The 16,621-nt window shown below is 56.4% G+C and carries 13 protein-coding genes and 1 pseudogene; 7 read left to right on the top strand and 7 right to left on the bottom strand.

Annotated features, from left to right (window positions below; translation table 11 throughout):
• Nucleotides 1–57: 57 nt before the first annotated feature.
• The 3 genes and pseudogenes from H163_RS24970 to H163_RS0108855 form a co-directional block, all read right to left on the bottom strand.
• Nucleotides 58–216, bottom strand: a pseudogene (locus tag H163_RS24970) (SGNH hydrolase domain-containing protein); the annotation flags it as partial.
• Between the two features lie 84 nt (nucleotides 217–300).
• On the bottom strand, nucleotides 301–1,224 hold the full coding sequence (locus H163_RS23965) for a class I SAM-dependent methyltransferase (protein ID WP_081625993.1): 924 nt from the start codon (nucleotides 1,222–1,224) through the stop codon (nucleotides 301–303).
• Nucleotides 1,225–1,502: 278 nt separating this feature from the next.
• Entirely contained in the window at nucleotides 1,503–2,318 is an 816-nt protein-coding gene (locus H163_RS0108855; protein WP_019964214.1) for a glycosyltransferase family 2 protein, read from the bottom strand.
• Nucleotides 2,319–2,758: 440 nt separating this feature from the next.
• Here H163_RS0108855 and H163_RS0108850 point away from each other — a divergent pair, with 440 nt between their 5' ends.
• The 7 genes from H163_RS0108850 to H163_RS0108820 all read left to right on the top strand — a co-directional run bounded on the left by H163_RS0108850 (nucleotide 2,759) and on the right by H163_RS0108820 (nucleotide 12,333).
• On the top strand, nucleotides 2,759–3,892 hold the full coding sequence (locus tag H163_RS0108850; protein WP_026355647.1) for an N-acetyl sugar amidotransferase: 1,134 nt from the start codon (nucleotides 2,759–2,761) through the stop codon (nucleotides 3,890–3,892).
• Nucleotides 3,889–4,503, top strand: coding sequence for an imidazole glycerol phosphate synthase subunit HisH (gene hisH, locus H163_RS0108845; RefSeq protein WP_026355646.1), 615 nt, complete (start codon nucleotides 3,889–3,891; stop codon nucleotides 4,501–4,503). The genes H163_RS0108850 and hisH overlap by 4 nt, the downstream gene beginning before the upstream one ends.
• Nucleotides 4,504–4,505: 2 nt before the next feature.
• On the top strand, nucleotides 4,506–5,261 hold the full coding sequence (locus H163_RS0108840; RefSeq protein ID WP_019964211.1) for an AglZ/HisF2 family acetamidino modification protein: 756 nt from the start codon (nucleotides 4,506–4,508) through the stop codon (nucleotides 5,259–5,261).
• 151 nt (nucleotides 5,262–5,412) lie between these two features.
• Complete coding sequence (locus H163_RS22540; RefSeq protein ID WP_019964210.1) at nucleotides 5,413–7,020, top strand: family 78 glycoside hydrolase catalytic domain; 1,608 nt, start codon at nucleotides 5,413–5,415, stop codon at nucleotides 7,018–7,020.
• A gap of 113 nt (nucleotides 7,021–7,133) precedes the next feature.
• Nucleotides 7,134–9,284 carry a bi-domain-containing oxidoreductase gene (locus H163_RS0108830; RefSeq protein WP_026355645.1) on the top strand — a complete coding sequence of 717 codons (2,151 nt, stop codon included), beginning with the start codon at nucleotides 7,134–7,136 and terminating at the stop codon, nucleotides 9,282–9,284.
• A complete protein-coding gene (locus tag H163_RS0108825; protein WP_019964208.1) occupies nucleotides 9,281–11,101 on the top strand; it encodes a heparinase II/III family protein in 1,821 nt (606 codons plus the stop codon). Before H163_RS0108830 ends, H163_RS0108825 begins: the two co-directional genes overlap by 4 nt.
• Nucleotides 11,098–12,333: a glycosyltransferase family 4 protein gene (locus H163_RS0108820; RefSeq protein ID WP_019964207.1), complete on the top strand. Its 1,236-nt coding sequence runs from the start codon at nucleotides 11,098–11,100 to the stop codon at nucleotides 12,331–12,333. Before H163_RS0108825 ends, H163_RS0108820 begins: the two co-directional genes overlap by 4 nt.
• Before the next feature lie 83 nt (nucleotides 12,334–12,416).
• Here H163_RS0108820 and H163_RS0108815 read toward each other — a convergent pair whose 3' ends face one another.
• From H163_RS0108815 to H163_RS24355, 4 genes are all read right to left on the bottom strand, one after another.
• Nucleotides 12,417–13,595, bottom strand: a complete 1,179-nt coding sequence (locus tag H163_RS0108815) for a DegT/DnrJ/EryC1/StrS family aminotransferase (protein ID WP_019964206.1) — start codon at nucleotides 13,593–13,595, stop codon at nucleotides 12,417–12,419.
• A gap of 83 nt (nucleotides 13,596–13,678) precedes the next feature.
• On the bottom strand, nucleotides 13,679–14,326 hold the full coding sequence (locus H163_RS23960) for an acetyltransferase (RefSeq protein WP_081625991.1): 648 nt from the start codon (nucleotides 14,324–14,326) through the stop codon (nucleotides 13,679–13,681).
• Nucleotide 14,327: 1 nt separating this feature from the next.
• The gene (locus H163_RS0108810; protein ID WP_019964205.1) at nucleotides 14,328–14,915 is read right to left on the bottom strand and encodes a sugar transferase; all 588 of its coding nucleotides are present in this window, start codon (nucleotides 14,913–14,915) and stop codon (nucleotides 14,328–14,330) included.
• Nucleotides 14,912–16,492, bottom strand: a complete 1,581-nt coding sequence (locus H163_RS24355) for an O-antigen polymerase (protein WP_019964204.1) — start codon at nucleotides 16,490–16,492, stop codon at nucleotides 14,912–14,914. The genes H163_RS0108810 and H163_RS24355 overlap by 4 nt, the downstream gene beginning before the upstream one ends.
• Nucleotides 16,493–16,621 lie beyond the last annotated feature (129 nt).

Here is a 16,621-nt window from a genome sequence, read left to right as displayed (position 1 = left end):
GGATGAACGGTGTGCGAGCCTTGTGTCTGCGCAGCCGGCCCTTGCACCTTCCGGGTTCTATCGCCCCAGTTCCGGCAATTGCCGGACGAGTTCTGCAGCAACGGGCCGGGCCGCGCTCAGTGTGAGGTGGTCGGCGTCAAACAAGATTGTCTGACCCTCCCGGATCATATGGCAGACTGTGCCATCACACAGAACATCGGCCGGATCAAATACGCTTACATTCGGATAGTTTGTGCGGAGGCATTACAACAGCTGCAGCATATAGAAAGGCTGGCGGCATGAGACATGCCTGTCCAGCTTTCAAACATGGTTGTGCGGCTTTTGCAGGACAGTGAAGATTTCGTTTCCAGCTCCCAGCCGGCGTTGCAGCAGCCTGGAGGGGATGGTCACGAACTGGAAGATGCTGGCAATTATCCGGACGGCAGTCGATGACGAACGGGCATATTTGCCTGCGGTTTCTGTTGCGTCCTCTTGGCGTATTGCACGAAGCAGCCCACTGAACACCCGCGCCCAGCCACCAGCACTTTCCGGTGTCGACTGGTAGACGATCTGCCAGCCTGCCTGTTCGCAGGCCATCTGCAGTGACTGCGGCGAAAAGATATGCAGATGCGCAGCGTCGAAATTCGGTCCAAGCTTCGGAGCAGCCCGCTGTTCCCAGGAGTCGGCATTCGGCGTTGCAATGAAGGCAAGTCCACCCGGCTTCACGACCTCAAAGGCCTTGATGAGATGAGCGAGTGGGTCCAGTACATGCTCGATGACATGGAACGAACAAAACGTATCAAACGAGCTTTCGCCAAAGTCGTAAGTCTCGAACTCGGCATTTATGATCGGCAATTGGTGACGGTCTGTAAGTTGCTGCGCCAGTGTTTGCGAATGCTCAACGCCCGTCACCTGGTGCCCGCGCCTTGAAAGCCATTTCAGAACATGTCCAGCCCCTGGACCAACCTCAAGCACATCAGCGCCTTTCGGGAGAAATTTTCCGAAAACGCGAAAGCGCTCTTTCATGATCTCATTTTCAAATATAGACAGGCGATCATCAAGTAGTATTGACTCTCCGCCATAATAATGATTCTGAGCCTCTAAGAAGCTGTCCTCATGTTTTTCTTTATCTGATTTGATAAAATTGTGCCCGCAACTTCTGCAGGAGTAATAGCTGGGACGTCTGCCCAGTAATTTTATCTCAAGGTCATGCCCTTTGCAGATAGGGCAGTGCTGATTTTCCATCAGATCCTTACTCCGGCAAACTGGAATAAACCATCATTTGAGGAAAATTCAGATGGTTCCACGACCCCCGGACCGCCCTCCGTATTCGGCCTGGATGCTGATGTGTGCAGGGTCAGAGCCTCCTGCAAGGCAAAAGACCCGTGAGGGCGAACAAGATTGAGCAGCCGGTCGACAGAAAATAACGTCACGCGGCAATGGCTGCTGGGATAGATGCCTTCACCCATGGTCCTAATCCATAAAGATTGCGCTTGTGCAGGGCTCTGATCAGGAAACATGGTTCAAAAGACCTTGACGTAGCGGCGATAGACGCGGTGAGCGTCTCTTGCGAATTCCCATCTCCGCCGGCTAGGCATGCTGCCCAGTGTTCCATGCCAGAGATGACGAATTGTAACACGCGGGTCGTAATAAACGGCATAGCCCTTGTCGCTGAGCTGCTTGCTCAGGAAAAACTCTTCCGACATTAGAAATGTTGGTGCCCAAAGCTCCTCAAAAACTTCAAAGAAAAGTGGTGACAGGATATATGCAGATCCATGTCCTTGATAAATCAGGCGGGCCGTCTCCCACTCCTGTTCGTCTGACCGGTCTGATATGCGCCTGAACTTCTTCGCCAGCGCATGGACGAGCAGGCCGACATGATAGTTACTGTAATAAAGATCGTAGAACAGCTCACGGATTTTCGAAATATGCGTAATCACGTGCGGGTTTTGGTGCTGTCCATCCATCGTGACAATATCTGGTGAAATGACGGGATATTGTGCGATTTCTGGACTGATGGCTTCCAGCTTCTCGCAGAAATCGACGGGAAACTCGAGGTCGTTGTTGCCGACGACCATCCAGGTTACGTCTGGCCTGTGCTCGCGCAGGAATTTGATCCCGGCATTCAGCCCTGCGAAGTACCCAAGATTCTCGCTGAGGCACAGAATGGTTGTCTTGTCGTCCTGACAGGCCTTGATCAGTTCGGCTTGCTCAGGCGAGGAGCCATTGTCGACAACGACAATATGAATTTCATGGCCTTCAATCTGGCGAAGCGTGCGGATTGCATTCTGGGTGACGGCGCTTCCATTAAAATTGGTGCATACGTATCCCAAGTTCATCAGCTAAATCCCTTGCCCAGCTCAAACTTCACGCTCCAAGACTGTGGCATTGCGTGGAGAACCGCTCTGCAGCAGCAGCGGGAGCGGCAATGCTGTCTTCTACCGATCTATGCGCACCGGCGAGGATTTCAGTCAACCCGTCAATCGTGCTCTAGGCGGGAAACAGCGAAGCCGGTCCTCCTGTGAAACCGGCTCCCCCCGCAGTCGAAGACCCTAAGGGGGGAGCTGGAGCCACTCAACTTTGACGAGCGCTGCGGCCAGTGCCTGTCTGGATCATGCCCCACTTTGGCAGGCCGGCTCCATCCTCTCACTCCTGCGGTCTTGTCCCCTTCCAGATGCCATCTGCGGACCGGAAACAAGCATTATACCTTGACCTAGCGCTCCAAAATATGCTCAACGCAGGAGATAAAATATGACCCTCAGAGCAAGCGAATTTCTCCATGCGACCCTATATGATCTGCACCAATTGCGTGATGGACACCAGCGACAGCGCGATCCAGTTCGATGCCGATGGCGTGTGCGATCACTGCCGGTCATTCAAATGTGACGTCGCACCGCACTGGCACCCCGACGACAAGGGCAAAGAGATCTTCCGGGGCATGGTAGAGAAGATCCGCGAGTCCGGCAAAGGCAAGCCGTTCGATTCCATCATCGGACTTAGCGGTGGTCTCGACAGCTCTTATCTTCTGCATCTCGCCGTGACCGAGTTTGGCATGCGGCCGCTTGTCTTCCATGTGGACGGCGGCTGGAACACGGACATTGCGGTCAACAACATTCAGATGCTGGTCGAGAAGCTGGGCCTCGATCTCTACACAGAAGTGATCAACTGGGAAGAAATGCGCGACTTCCAGCTCGCCTTCTTCAAGTCTGGTGTCCCGCATCTGGACATTCCGCAGGATCACGCGTTCATTGCAACGCTGTACCATTTTGCGAACAAGCATAACATCAAGTATATCCTGAACGGTGGAAACTTCGCGACGGAATGCGTTCGCAATCCGCTGGAATGGCTCTACTATGGCACCGATATGGCGCAGTTGCGGGATATTCACCGGCGCTTCGGCTCTCGTGAACTTAAGACCTATCCTTTTTCCAGCATTCTCTTTCACAAAATTTACCTGCGCTACATTCGCGGCGTTCAGGTGGTCAAGCCGCTCAATTACCTGCCTTACACGAAGCAGATCGCGACCGAGACGCTGGAGCGCGTGTATGGCTGGAAGGCCTATCCGCAGAAGCACTTCGAGTCCCGCTTCACCCGCTTCTATGAAGGCTATTGGCTGCCGACGCGCTTTGGCTACGACACGCGGCGTGTCCAGTTCTCGAGCCTGATCCTCACCGGACAGATGACGCGCGAAGAAGCGCTGTCACGTCTGCAAAAGCCGGCCTATGATCCGGACACCATTGGAGAAGAGTTCGATTACATTGCAACGAAGCTTGGCATTACCCCTGAGGAGCTGCGCGGTTATCACGAGATGCCGCTGAAGACCTACAAGGATTATGCGAACCGGCAATGGATGTTTGATTTCGGAGCGCGCGCACTCAAGGCGCTGGGCGTAGAAAGAGCAGTCAAACGATGATCGGCATTGTGGATTACGGCTCAGGCAACATTTCTGCTATAGCCAATATTTACAAGCATTTGAGAATTCCATGCCTGGTTTCGGGAAATCCGGACGAACTCGCAGGGGCTGACCGGTTTATTCTTCCCGGAGTTGGCGCCTTCGATACGGTCATGAATGATCTGGGCAAGCTCGGCATCATCGACATGCTGAATGAAGAAGTCATCGGCAAGGGCAAGATGGCCATGGGAATCTGCGTCGGCATGCAGATCCTTGCCAACTCCAGCGAGGAAGGTGAAGGCAATGGGCTTGGCTGGGTGCCTGGACGGGTGCGCCGGATTGACGCCTCCCGCCTGAACCGAGCTCCGAAACTTCCCCACATGGGCTGGAACTCGATTACTCCCGCAGATGGACAGCCCATTTTCACCGATGTGGATGCTGAACGCGGCTTCTATTTCCTTCATAGCTTTTATTTCGACCCGGACAGCAGCAGCGACATCATTTCCACCGTCAATTATGGCGGTGAGCTGGCATGCGGCGTGCGCCGCAAGAACGTCTTCGGCTTCCAGTTTCACCCGGAAAAAAGCCACGGAAACGGGCTCGCAATCTTCAAGAATTTCGCGGAGATCTGACCATGCTTCGTTCCCGCATCATTCCCTGCCTGCTTATTCATGATGGCGGCCTGAACAAGACCGAGAAGTTCAAGCCAGGGAAATATGTTGGCGACCCGTTGAACGCGGTCAAGATCTTCAACGAGAAGCAGGTTGATGAGCTTATCCTCGTAGACATTGACGCAACAGCAAAGGGCCGCGCTCCGGACTTCGAACGGTTGCGATCCATTGCCATCGAATCCCGTATGCCCTTGTGCTACGGCGGTGGAGTTGCGACTGCCGAACAGGCGGCACGGATCATTTCTTTGGGCTTTGAAAAGGTCTCGGTCAGTGCAGCAGCGCTGGAAAGGCCCGAGCTCATTCGCGAGATGGCATCGGCCATCGGCAGCCAGAGCGTGGTCGTCACCATCGACGTCAAGAAGGGCGGATTGTTCTCGGGCGACACTGTTTTCACCCATAATGGTACCCGGAAGCACAAGATTGGCCTGACCGACTGGATCGAGCAGGCAACGGCTTTGGGCGCAGGCGAGATCGTCATCAACGCCATCGACCGGGATGGGACGATGTCCGGTTATGATCTGGACTTGGCGCGCCGGGCCAGAGCCGCCACTGAGCTGCCCATGACATTTCTGGGTGGTGCCGGATCGATCGCGGACTTGGAGGCGCTGATCAACGCAGTCGGCGTATGCGGCGCGGCTGCCGGAAGTCTTTTCGTGTTCAAGGGAACCTTCAAGGCTGTGCTGATCAATTACGAAAGGCCGTCGCAGCTTGTCTCCTAGGAGCTCCAAAGGCGGGGTAAGCCGCCGCGGTCTGCTGCTGGCGGGCCTCTCGACGGCAGCACTTGCCGGTGGTGCAGGCGTCTTTTACATGACCGGGCGCTGGTGGCAGCCTCTGACTGCGCGACTCATTCAGCCTGCAAAGGCTGGAGTTTTGAAGGGCGTCCTTCAGTATGACTTCGGCAAGGTCTGGTTCGGAAATGCCGTGCTGGAGCCCGGCCTGCCCGCAGGCACGCCGCTTACCATACGGCTGGGAGAAACGCTTGACGCTGAAGGGCGGATTGACCGTACCCCGCCGGGCACGGTGCGCTATTACGAAGCCGAAGTCACAGTTTCCGGCAAGACCCTGAGGCCTGCGCTTACGCCTGCAGACCTGCGCGGAATGGAGGACTATGGCCAGCCGGTCATGCCGTTCCGTTACGTGGAGATCGAGAGCGGCGGACAGCTCCTCGAGCCGTTTCCGGTGACTTTGGAAGCTGTCGTTGACAGAAGTTACGCCAGAGCCGGCAGCATCCGTTTTTCTGGTGAAGGCGATGTGCCCGTGCAATTGAACAGACTGATGGAGCTCGGGCTCCATACCATGGAAGCCACAAGCTTCATGGGCATCTTCGTGGACGGAGACAGGGAACGGCTTCCTTACGAGGCAGACGGATTCATAAATCAGCTTGGCTGGTATACGGCTACGGCTGATCCAACTGTGCCGCGCCGCACCTTGGAAGCGCTTTTCACAAAGCCCACCTGGCCATCCGAATGGATGGTTCACATGATCTTCATCGCCTGGGCTGACTTCAGAATGTCCGGTGACACGAAGTATCTTGCGCAGATCATTGACCGGCTGCAGATCTTCTCCCTGGCGCAGTTCATCGACGATACCGGGCTGGTGACAACACTGCAGGACCCGCTCAATGCGGACTTCGTAAAGACCGTTGGTGCCGACTATCTTGAAGATATTGTTGATTGGCCTCAGGGCGAGCGGGATGGCTACGAACTGGTGCCATACAACACGGTTGTCAACGCCTTCGTTTATGCCGGTCAGGTTCGCCTTGCCGAACTTTATGCAGCGCTCGGCCGTGAAGCGGAGGCCGAAGTTTGCCGTCAGACTGCCGGGCGGCTTCGCATGGCTATCACCGGCAAGCTCATTGACCCGGCGGATGGGCTTTTCGTGGATGGCCTCGGGTCTGCTCACAAATCCGCCCACGCCACCTTCTTTCCGCTGGCATTCGGCCTGACGCCGCCGGAGAACATCCCGCAGGCAGTAAGACATATTGAAACCCGGATTGCGGCAAACGAGAACGGGTTCCCCTGCTCAGTCTATGCAGCACAATATCTGCTCGATGGATTGTTTGAAGCCGGAGCGGGTGAACTGGCCTTGCAGCTGATGCTCAATCCGGGCCGGCGTGGCTGGATGAACATGCTGGACATTCACGATGCAACGATCACCCACGAAGCCTGGGACCCGGCTTTCAAGGAAAACATCGACTGGACCCATGCCTGGGGCGCTGCGTTCCTGAACGTGTTGCAGCGCCACGTGCTGGGTGTACGTATTGTCCAGCCCGGCTGGCAGGAATGGGCGCTTTCCCCCTTGTTGCGCGGTGGGTTGTCCATCGACGCGACAGTCCCGACACCCTTGGGGCCGATCCACATCAAGCTGGACGGAACGGCGCGAACCTGTTCGATCGAAGCTCCGGCCGCGGCAAAATTCGTTGAGCAGGCGTCTAGCATGGGCGAGTGGCGGCTGGATTCTGTCACCTACCGCGGCTAGACCCTAGTTTACCCCACGGCAGTCAGACTCTGACAGAAACCGGCCACACAGCTTGCATTTAGACTCGCGATGGATGAGAACTTCGCCCATCGCACCGAAAGATGGAAATCAGGATGAAGCAGATCCTTCAGGATATGAGTGGCGGCAAGACCTTTCTGGCTGAGGCACCGGCTCCCGGCTCACGGGCAGGACATCTGCTGATCTCCTCTCGCGTCACCCTCATTTCGGCCGGTACCGAGCGCATGCTGGTCGATTTCGGCCGGGCTTCTCTGGTGCAGAAGGCGCTTAAACAGCCGGAACGCGTCAAGATGGTCATCGACAAGGCACGTACGGACGGCCTGATGACAACTATTGATGCGGTTCGTTCCAAGCTGAATGAGCCGCTGCCCCTTGGCTATTGTCATGTTGGCGTTGTTGCGGACGCCGGGGCTGGCTGCGAGGGCTTTGCAGCAGGTGACCGTGTGGCATCGAATGGCCCTCACGCGGATATTGTCAGCGTTCCCAAGAACCTGTGTGCGAAGATTCCGGACGAAGTCAGCGATGAGGCAGCTGCATTCACCGTGGTGGCGGCCATCGGCCTGCAGGGCATGCGTCTGGCCGCACCGACCCTGGGCGAAGCCTTTGTCGTGACCGGAGCCGGTTTGATCGGCCTTCTCACCATCCAGCTTCTGCTGGCCCATGGATGCCGTGTGCTTGCGATCGATTTCGACGAGGCAAAGCTCAAGCTTGCAGCCGGATTTGGCGCACAGACGTGCAATCCGGCCAAGGGTGAGGATCCTGTTGCTGCAGGCATGGCCTTCAGCCGCGGGGCAGGTGTCGATGGCGTGATCATCACGGCCTCAACGGCCTCTTCCGATCCCGTGACGCAAGCCGCGCGGATGTCGCGCAAGAGGGGCCGGATTGTTCTGGTCGGCGTTACGGGGCTCGAGCTCAACCGTGCCGATTTCTATGAGAAGGAACTGAGCTTCCAGGTATCCTGTTCCTACGGGCCGGGCCGTTATGACCCGCAGTACGAACAAAAGGGGCAGGACTACCCGATGGGTTTTGTGCGCTGGACGGAACAGCGCAACTTCGAGGCCGTCCTCGACATGATGGCCTCCGGGCGGCTCAATGTGGAACCGCTCATTTCTAACCGGATTCCCTTTGACGATGCTCCGCAGGCCTATGACCTGCTGACGAGCGACAAGTCAGCACTCGGTGTTCTGCTCCTCTATCCCCAGACGGACCCTGAGGCTCTTCAGCGCCGGACCATTCCGCTGGCGCCGGCTGACAAGACATTTGCCCCCGGTGCGCCTGTCGTTGGTTTCATCGGTGCAGGCAATTACGCCTCGCGTGTCCTCATCCCGGCCTTCAGCAAGGCCAATGCGAAGCTGCATTCCATTGTGACTGCGGGAGGCACGAGTGGTGCGGTGCAGGCCCGCAAGGCAGGCTTTGCGAACGCCTCGACTGACAGCGGTGTCATTTTCGGCTCGCCGGAGATCAATACGGTAGCCATTGCAACACGACATGATACCCACGCCCGTTTTGTGATTGAGGCTCTGCAGGCAGGCAAGAATGTCTTTGTTGAAAAGCCGCTTGCCCTTACGGCAGAAGATGTGGACGCAGTAGAGGCGGCCTACGTCAAGGCAAATGGCGATGCAGCCTCTTCGGTCCGGTTGATGGTCGGCTTCAACCGGCGCTTTGCGCCGCATGTCCAGAAGATGAAGTCCCTTCTCGACACGGTGAAGGAGCCCAAGTCCTTCATCATGACCATGAACGCGGGCGCCATTCCACCCAATCACTGGACGCAGGACAGTGCCATCGGAGGCGGCCGGATCATCGGCGAAGCCTGCCATTACGTCGATCTGATGCGATTCCTGGCCGGGTCGGAGATCGTTTCGATTTCCGCAAGGCGCATGGGCAATGCACCGGGCGTCGCAATTACGGAAGACAAGGCAGTCATCACGCTCGGCTTCGCTGATGGATCCTTCGGCACGATCCATTACTTTGCCAATGGCGCAAAGGATTTTCCGAAGGAGCGCGTGGAAGCTTTCTGTGCCGGCCGTGTGCTGCATCTGGACAATTTCCGCCGCCTGCAGGGCTATGGCTGGCAGGGCTTCCGCAAGATGGGCGGCTGGTCGCAGGACAAGGGTCAGGACGCTTGCGCAGCTGCCTTCCTGCAGTCAATCGCCAGGGGCGAACCGTCCCCGATCCCGGCAGAAGAGATTTTTGAGGTTGCCCGGGCTACCATCACGGCTGCGTTGCAGTTGCGGGAGCAATCATGAGCTTCGGCCTCAAGGCGCGCACGCTGGCCGCACTTGGCCCCTTGAATGTCGTTCGCGTTGGACTTTACAGGCTGGGTCTCAAATCCGGCCTGAGCCGCGTAAAGCGGATTTCGGCGCCGAAGCCGCAAGGGCCGTTCTTTGTGCGGACCCCGGCCCGCCTTGAGCGTCCTGAGCCAAGTGGAGCATGGCAGCGGGAAGCCACGTATTTTGATGCCCGTTCGTTTCCTCTGATGGCGGGCGTGCCTGACTGGATGGGGAACCCCTACAAGGGCAAAAATCTGGCAAGGCCGGAAAGACCCTGGTGGCAGATTCCCGACTTCGATCCAGAAACCGGCGACATCAAGGTCATATGGGAGCCTTCCCGCTTCAACTGGATGATTGCCGCTGCCGAGCGGGCGGCTGCCGGACAAGAAGAGGGCTGGGAACAGCTCGAAGTCTGGTTGTGTGACTGGTGCGAAAAGAACCCGCCCTATCTGGGGCCCAACTGGAAGTGCGGGCAGGAAGCCTCAATCCGTGTCATGCATCTGGCGATGGCGGCCATCATCACGGGCAATGCTACCAATCCTGCACCGGGTCTCCTCAACCTTGTCGAAACACACCTCAAGCGTATCAAGCCGACGGTCCAGTACGCCATTGGTCAGGACAACAATCACGGGACTTCCGAGGCAGCAGCGCTTTTCATTGGCGGCTCCATGCTCGAGGAGTGCGGAAACACAGACGGCCGCCAGTACGCCAGCCTGGGCCGCAAGCTCATTGAGAACCGGGTCAATCATCTGGTCGCGGCCGATGGCAGCTTTTCGCAGCATTCCCTGACCTACCATCGCCTGTTCCTTGACAGCATGGTCATGGCGGATGTCTGGCGCAGAAGATCCGGACTTGCGGAGTTCTCGAAAGGAACCCGCGAGAAGCTCAGCCGCGCGTCGGAGTGGCTCTTTGCCATGACGGATCCTGAAAGCGGCGATGGACCCAATCTGGGTGCCAATGATGGCGCCCGTCTGTTGCCGCTGACGGACAGTGGCTACCGCGACTTCAGGCCCTGCGTGCAGCTCTCGATGGCGCTTTTTTGCGGCAAAAGGGCTTATGCAGAAGACGGGCTCTGGAACGATGCTTTCGCCTGGCTTGGGCTCGACCTTCCGGCGGTTCCGGCCGCGCTGCCAGGGCCGGTCCAGTTTGATGATGGTGGCTACGCCATCCTGAAGGCCGGCCAGGCCCGCGCCATCTTCAGGTATCCGCGTTTCAGGTTCCGCCCGGCGCAATCGGATGCACTGCATGTGGATCTCTGGCTCGGGAGCCAAAATCTTCTGCGCGATTCAGGCACATACAGCTACAACGCCGGCAGCGAAGCGCTTGCAGAGTTCGCAGGCGCCGCGGGCCACAATACGGTGTCTTTTGATGGCCGGGATCAGATGCCGCGTCTCGGGCGTTTTCTGTTCGGCGCCTGGCTGCGATCCGAGGATGTTCGCTTTGACGGTGCATCGAATGAGGTGGCCGCTGCCTACACTGACTGGCGGGGAAACAAGCACAGACGGAGTGTTCGTCTGACGCCGGACAGATTGATCGTGACGGATACCGCCGCAGGTCCATTCGAACGAATGGTGCTGCGCTGGCGGCTTGCAGGCGGCCCGTGGCGGATCGACGGCAACCGGGTCACAGATGGCACCCATTACCTGACCATATCCGCCTCGATGCCCCTCGTCCGGGCCGAAATCGTGGTGCGGGAAGAATCTCTTTTTTATCTGGAGCGTCAGCCGGTTCAAGTCGCTGAATACGAGTTTGCGTCGGCAGGTACGGTCACAAGCGAGTTTGTCTGGCCATGAGGATCCTTTATTTTCATCAGCATTTCTCGACGCCCAAAGGCTCGGCAGGCATCCGGTCCTACGAGATGGCGCGCAGACTTGTGTCCAGGGGGCATCATGTCACCATGGTCTGCGGCAGTTACAGTGCGGGCAAGACCGGCCTGACCCAGCCGTTTACAAATGGCTGCCGGCGCGGTGTGGTGGATGGAATTGAGGTTATTGAATACGATCTCGCCTATTCCAACCGGGATGGCTTTGTGAAGCGCAGCGCCACGTTCCTGCGTTATGCCTTGCGCTGTATTGGCCTGGTCTTTTCCGAACCGGCAGATCTGGTCTTCTCCACCACAACGCCGCTGACAGCCGGGATTCCGGGCATTGCTGCGAGGCTCTTCACGCGGAAGCCTTTCGTGTTCGAGGTGCGGGACCTGTGGCCCGAGTTGCCAAGGGCAATGGGTGTCATTCGGAACCCGCTTGTGCTGTGGGCGATGAGCGTGCTCGAATGGGCAAGCTACCGCTCGGCTCACCGGTTGATTGCTCTGGCGCCCGGAATTGCCCACGGCATCGAGGCGCGGGGTGTTGCGCCCGAAAAGATAACCGTGATCCCGAATGGCTGCGATCTGGATATTTTTGCATCCGATACGGACGCCTGGAGGCCGGAAGGTGTCAGCAAGACCGACCTCCTGGCTGTTTTTACCGGCACCCATGGCATTGCGAATGGTCTGGACGCAGTGCTGGATGCGGCACGTGAATTGAAACGGCGCGGCCGGGACGACATCAAGCTTGCGCTCGTCGGTGACGGCAAGTTGAAGCCGGATCTCCAGAAACGGGCCGCTGCCGATGGGCTGACCAATGTGATCTTCGCCGATCCCGTGGACAAGGCCCGGCTGGCAGGTCTCATGGCTTCTGCCGATATCGGGATGCAGATCCTTGCCAATGTGCCCGCTTTTTACTTCGGAACATCACCGAACAAGTTCTTCGACTACATTGCAGCCGGATTGCCCGTGCTCAACAATTACCCTGGCTGGCTGGCAGAACAGATAACTGCAAACCAGTGTGGATTTGCAGTTCCGCCAAATGATCCGTCTGCCTTTGCCGATGCTCTGGAGCAGGCGGCGGGTGACCGCGAGGCGCTTGCCGCAATGGGGCGAAATGGCAGGAAACTTGCTGAAGCCTCCTACGCACGTGACATCCTGGGAAATCGCTTCGTCGAGTGGCTTGAGGCCGCTTCACAGAGCAGATCACGCCAGTTCTGACGCTTTTAGTCTGCTGGACATCGTAGGCTGAATGGATTCAGATCCCGGGGTTATTGGTCGCCGGGATCTGATCGTCATGTGTTTCAGGCTGCAGCGAGCTTGCAAACTTCGTCAATAACCTGGCATGCCTTGCCGACCTGCTCATCCGTGATCGTGGGATGCGTCAGGAGGGCAATGCTGGTTTCCCCGAGCTCCCGCGCAACGGGGAAGCGCTGCAAAGGCCGCCAGCCCGTGCCATCGAACGCCTGTTCCAGATAGATCTCAGATGCAGAGCCATGCATGCATGGAACACCGCGTTCGTTGATCTCCTGAATGATCCGGTCACGGCTCCAGCCATCCGCCAGGTTGCCGGCTTCTACAAAAACATAGAAACGGTAGTAGGCGTGGTGCATGTCTTCCGCTGGCACCGGCGTGCGCAGAACCTGCGTGTGGCGGCTGCAGGCGCTGCGCAGTGCATCTGCAATCTGGTTGCGGCGTGCAACCCATGTATCCAGATTGCGCAACTGGATCAGCCCGATCGCCGCCTGCATCTCGAGCATGCGCCAGTTGGTGCCAAAGGTGTCATGAACAAGGCGTGGGCCGGGCGGGTGCGGACGGTTATGGACCCCCTCCCAGCTTTTTCCGTGATCCTTGTAAGACCACATCGCGGACCAGAGTTCAGGGTCGTTGGTGGTGACCATTCCACCTTCGCCGCCGGTGGACATGATCTTGTCCTGACAGAAGGACCAGGCCCCCACATGACCGATCGAACCGACGCTCCGGCCCTTGTAGAGGGCGCCATGGGCCTGAGCGCAGTCTTCAATCACGAACAGCCCGTGTTCTGCGGCAAGCTCCATGATTGGGTCCATGTCACAGGGCTGGCCGGCCAGATGCACCGGAATGATTGCCTTTGTACGTGGCGTCAGGACAGCACGGATTGTTTCGGCGGTGATGTTCTGCGAATCCCGGTCCACCTCGGCGAACACAGGAATGGCACCAGCGGTAGCGACGGTGGATACGGAGGCCATGAAGCTGCGGGGGGTAACGATCACTTCGTCCCCAGGTCCCACACCAAGCGCCTTGAGTGCCACATCCAGCGCCAGGGTGCCATTGGACAGGGCGACTGCGTGGTTCACGCCGCACCAGGCCGCGAACTCCTTCTCGAAATCCCGGCAGAGCGTACCGGTCCAGTAATTGACGCGGCCGGAGCGCAACACATCCGTAACCGCGGCAATTTCCTCATCGCTGAAGCTTGGCCACGGTGCAAAGGGTGAATTCAACATATTTCAGGTCCTGCAACATTTGACAAGCTAGACTGACAAGATTGTTTTATCCGGGACGACAACTGCTTCTTCTCACCGAATGGTCAGCTTCTGATCAACGGTTTTGCTGGGTTGCCTACCACCGTTGAACCGGGTTGGACATCACGAGTAACAACTGCACCCATGCCGACAGTAGACCCAGCTCCAATCACAAGAGGCTTGTCTGGTGTTCCTTGGCGAAGGATTGCCCCTGCGCCAACATAAGCACCGTCTTCAATGCGCACGTTTCCGTTACACATAACACCGGGCGCCAACGTGACAAAATCACCGACAATACAGTCATGAGCAATATAAGAGTATATGTTTGCGTGAAAATGGCGGCCAATTTTCACATTCGAGGTTATTGTCACAAATGGGCAAATAATAGAGCCCTCAGATATAAATACGTCGTCCATTATAACGGAGTTGCTCGCAGCAACGTCAATGATCTGGATGTTCAAATCAGTGCACTTCTTTGCCAACTTCGACCGCACCGAACTGTTCGCAATTGCAATAGTTATAGCGCGTTCTTCTGCTTGTTCTGCGAAAAAAGCATCGAAGGGCATACATCTGTGTCCATTGACCAAGTCTGGACCGCCTCCGTCGTCCACAAAAACGAACTCAATATCTTGCTGACTATTCAATTGCCAGCGTAACAGAGGCATCACCTCTCGTCCAAATCCGCTGGCTCCATAAACTCCGTAAAGCTTCATTCTACTCCCCTTTGAATGGTGACATGGTAGCCTCACCAGACGCTGAAATTCCCTCACGCTTGACGACCTTCCATAGTGTAAGCAGAAGAATCTTCAAATCCAGCCAAAGGCTGTGATTGTCGACATACCAGACGTCGAGTTTGAACTTGTCTTCCCACGACAGCGCATTGCGCCCATTCACCTGAGCCCAGCCAGTAAGGCCTGGACGCAGTTCATGGCGCCGGGCCTGCTCGGCGCTGTAGAGTGGCAAGTATTCCATCAACAGCGGGCGCGGTCCGACCAGACTCATGTCTCCTTTGAGGACATTCAGCAGTTCAGGCAGTTCGTCGAGGCTTGTTGATCTCAGAAGACGCCCGAATGGCGGTAGACGCTCCGCGTCGGGCAACAGCGCCCCCGATGCGTCACGAGCATTGGTCATGCTGCGAAACTTGATCAGACGGAACGGTTTGCCGTCACGTCCGGGCCTTATCTGGCTGAAGAAGACCGGTGAGCCCAGCTTGACCCGCACAACTATGGCAAGCATGGCAAGCAAGGGCACCCAGAGCGGTGCAGCAAGCAGCACCAGTACGACATCGACAAAACGCTTCACTTGGCCTCTCCAGCCCTGCCGGTTCGCTTGTGGCGCAGGGAAAGCACGTCCCAGAACGATCCACCGTTGCGATCAATGTAGTCGATCACAGCAAGCATCACAAATGTGCCGATTGCAGATGCAATGACACTGCTCCAGATAAGTAAGCTAATAAAGGCTGAAGTATAAAGATATCCAGCGTAATGTATATAAAGAGCCTGAGAGGCGGCTGAAGCCTTTAATAGAAGCTGTCTTCTATATGCGTAATTTAGTGTTGCCCCAATGAAAATCAATGAAATCATAGAGCCAGCTATGCCAAAATCATTAATCAGGCCTCTGAAAAATGTGTAAACATTGGTTTGGATGACGCCTTCTTTCAAAAAGTACTCATCGTAGTAACCCTCGGGTACAAGTGCTGCATAATTGGGGTCGATATACTGCGCAATCGCCATGAATGTCCAAAACCCATAGGTGAGGTCCTTGGGGTTTCTATACAATGCAGGCTCACCATGTAAATTCCACTGGGGGTGAAATTCAGGTTTAGGCTCAGTATGTTCAGGCAACATATCACCGCCGATTAGACGATGATCGAACCAGGAAGAGAAAGCAAAGATATGACCAAAGGCATACGATCTAAGGCTGAACTTTAGCCTGCTGGTTGCCGGCTCAGAGGCAGTCGGCACCGCAGCGTCCCCCGCATTGCCCCCTGCAGTTTCTCCTGTATCGCTCTCGATGGCGCCCTCTGAAAGCGCCATCAATTCTTCCTGATTGTCTTTGGGTTCCTGGCTAACGCACGACCCGCCTCCTCTATTCATCATTGCAATACCGACTACCGACGCGACAATTAATAGAATTGGAATAATAGCTGCAATTGTACGAAATGTTATAAGCGCTGTTGAGCCGTTGCGAATTCGCCCAACAACAACTGATCCATATAGAAAGGCAATAGTGAGCAGTATGGTTCCTTTATCCCCGTAAGCCGATGCCGAATACAAGGAAGGGACCAATGACAAAAATATCGCGAACGAAGGAGTTAAATATCCATTTCTGTTTGCAATGATTAGTCCAGCAAAAGATGCTGAAATATAATTTAAAATTACGCCGATTTGAGCTATGTGGACTTGCTTCAGATGGCCGTTGTAGCGATAAGGAAGGTACTTGCAGCCTAAGCTAAAGGGGTCGAGAATGAACTCGACTACGGAGAAGCCTTGATAAGCAACATTAGCTGCCATACAGCCGAGTACAAGTGCTTGCCCTGCAAACAATAAGAGCATTGCTTCATTGCCCGATAGAAATGTGCTCGATGTGTTGCTCTGCCTGCGTGCTGCGGAAGCCGCAAGGGGGCCGCTCCAGTTGAAGAAAAACGCAGGAAGACCAAAGGCAAATACGGCGGCGGCGATATAGCCGATCGCATATGCAGACGGTTCGATCTCCGGCACGAAAAACACCGGCATCAACGTCATCATGCCCCAGAACAGGGCAAAGACAACGGACGGATTGGACCAGGAGCCGCAACGCGCCCGCAAGGCGCATGCGAAAAGCAGCATGGCCGCGCATAGCAAATAGGCAATAACCGTCGAAGCGGGCATCCAGCTCATGAGCACACCTGTTTCATATTCATTTCGTCGCCGATGCGGCAGAAATTGATTGTCAGCAAGTTGTATCAGGCTGGCCCGGCTTCAGCAGTCATGCAATCGGCCTGCCAGCATGGAGCGGTAACAGACCTG

This window comes from Pannonibacter phragmitetus DSM 14782 (assembly GCF_000382365.1).
Classification (GTDB): Bacteria; Pseudomonadota; Alphaproteobacteria; order Rhizobiales; family Stappiaceae; genus Pannonibacter; species Pannonibacter phragmitetus.
This window is presented reverse-complemented; position numbering and strand designations above follow the sequence as displayed.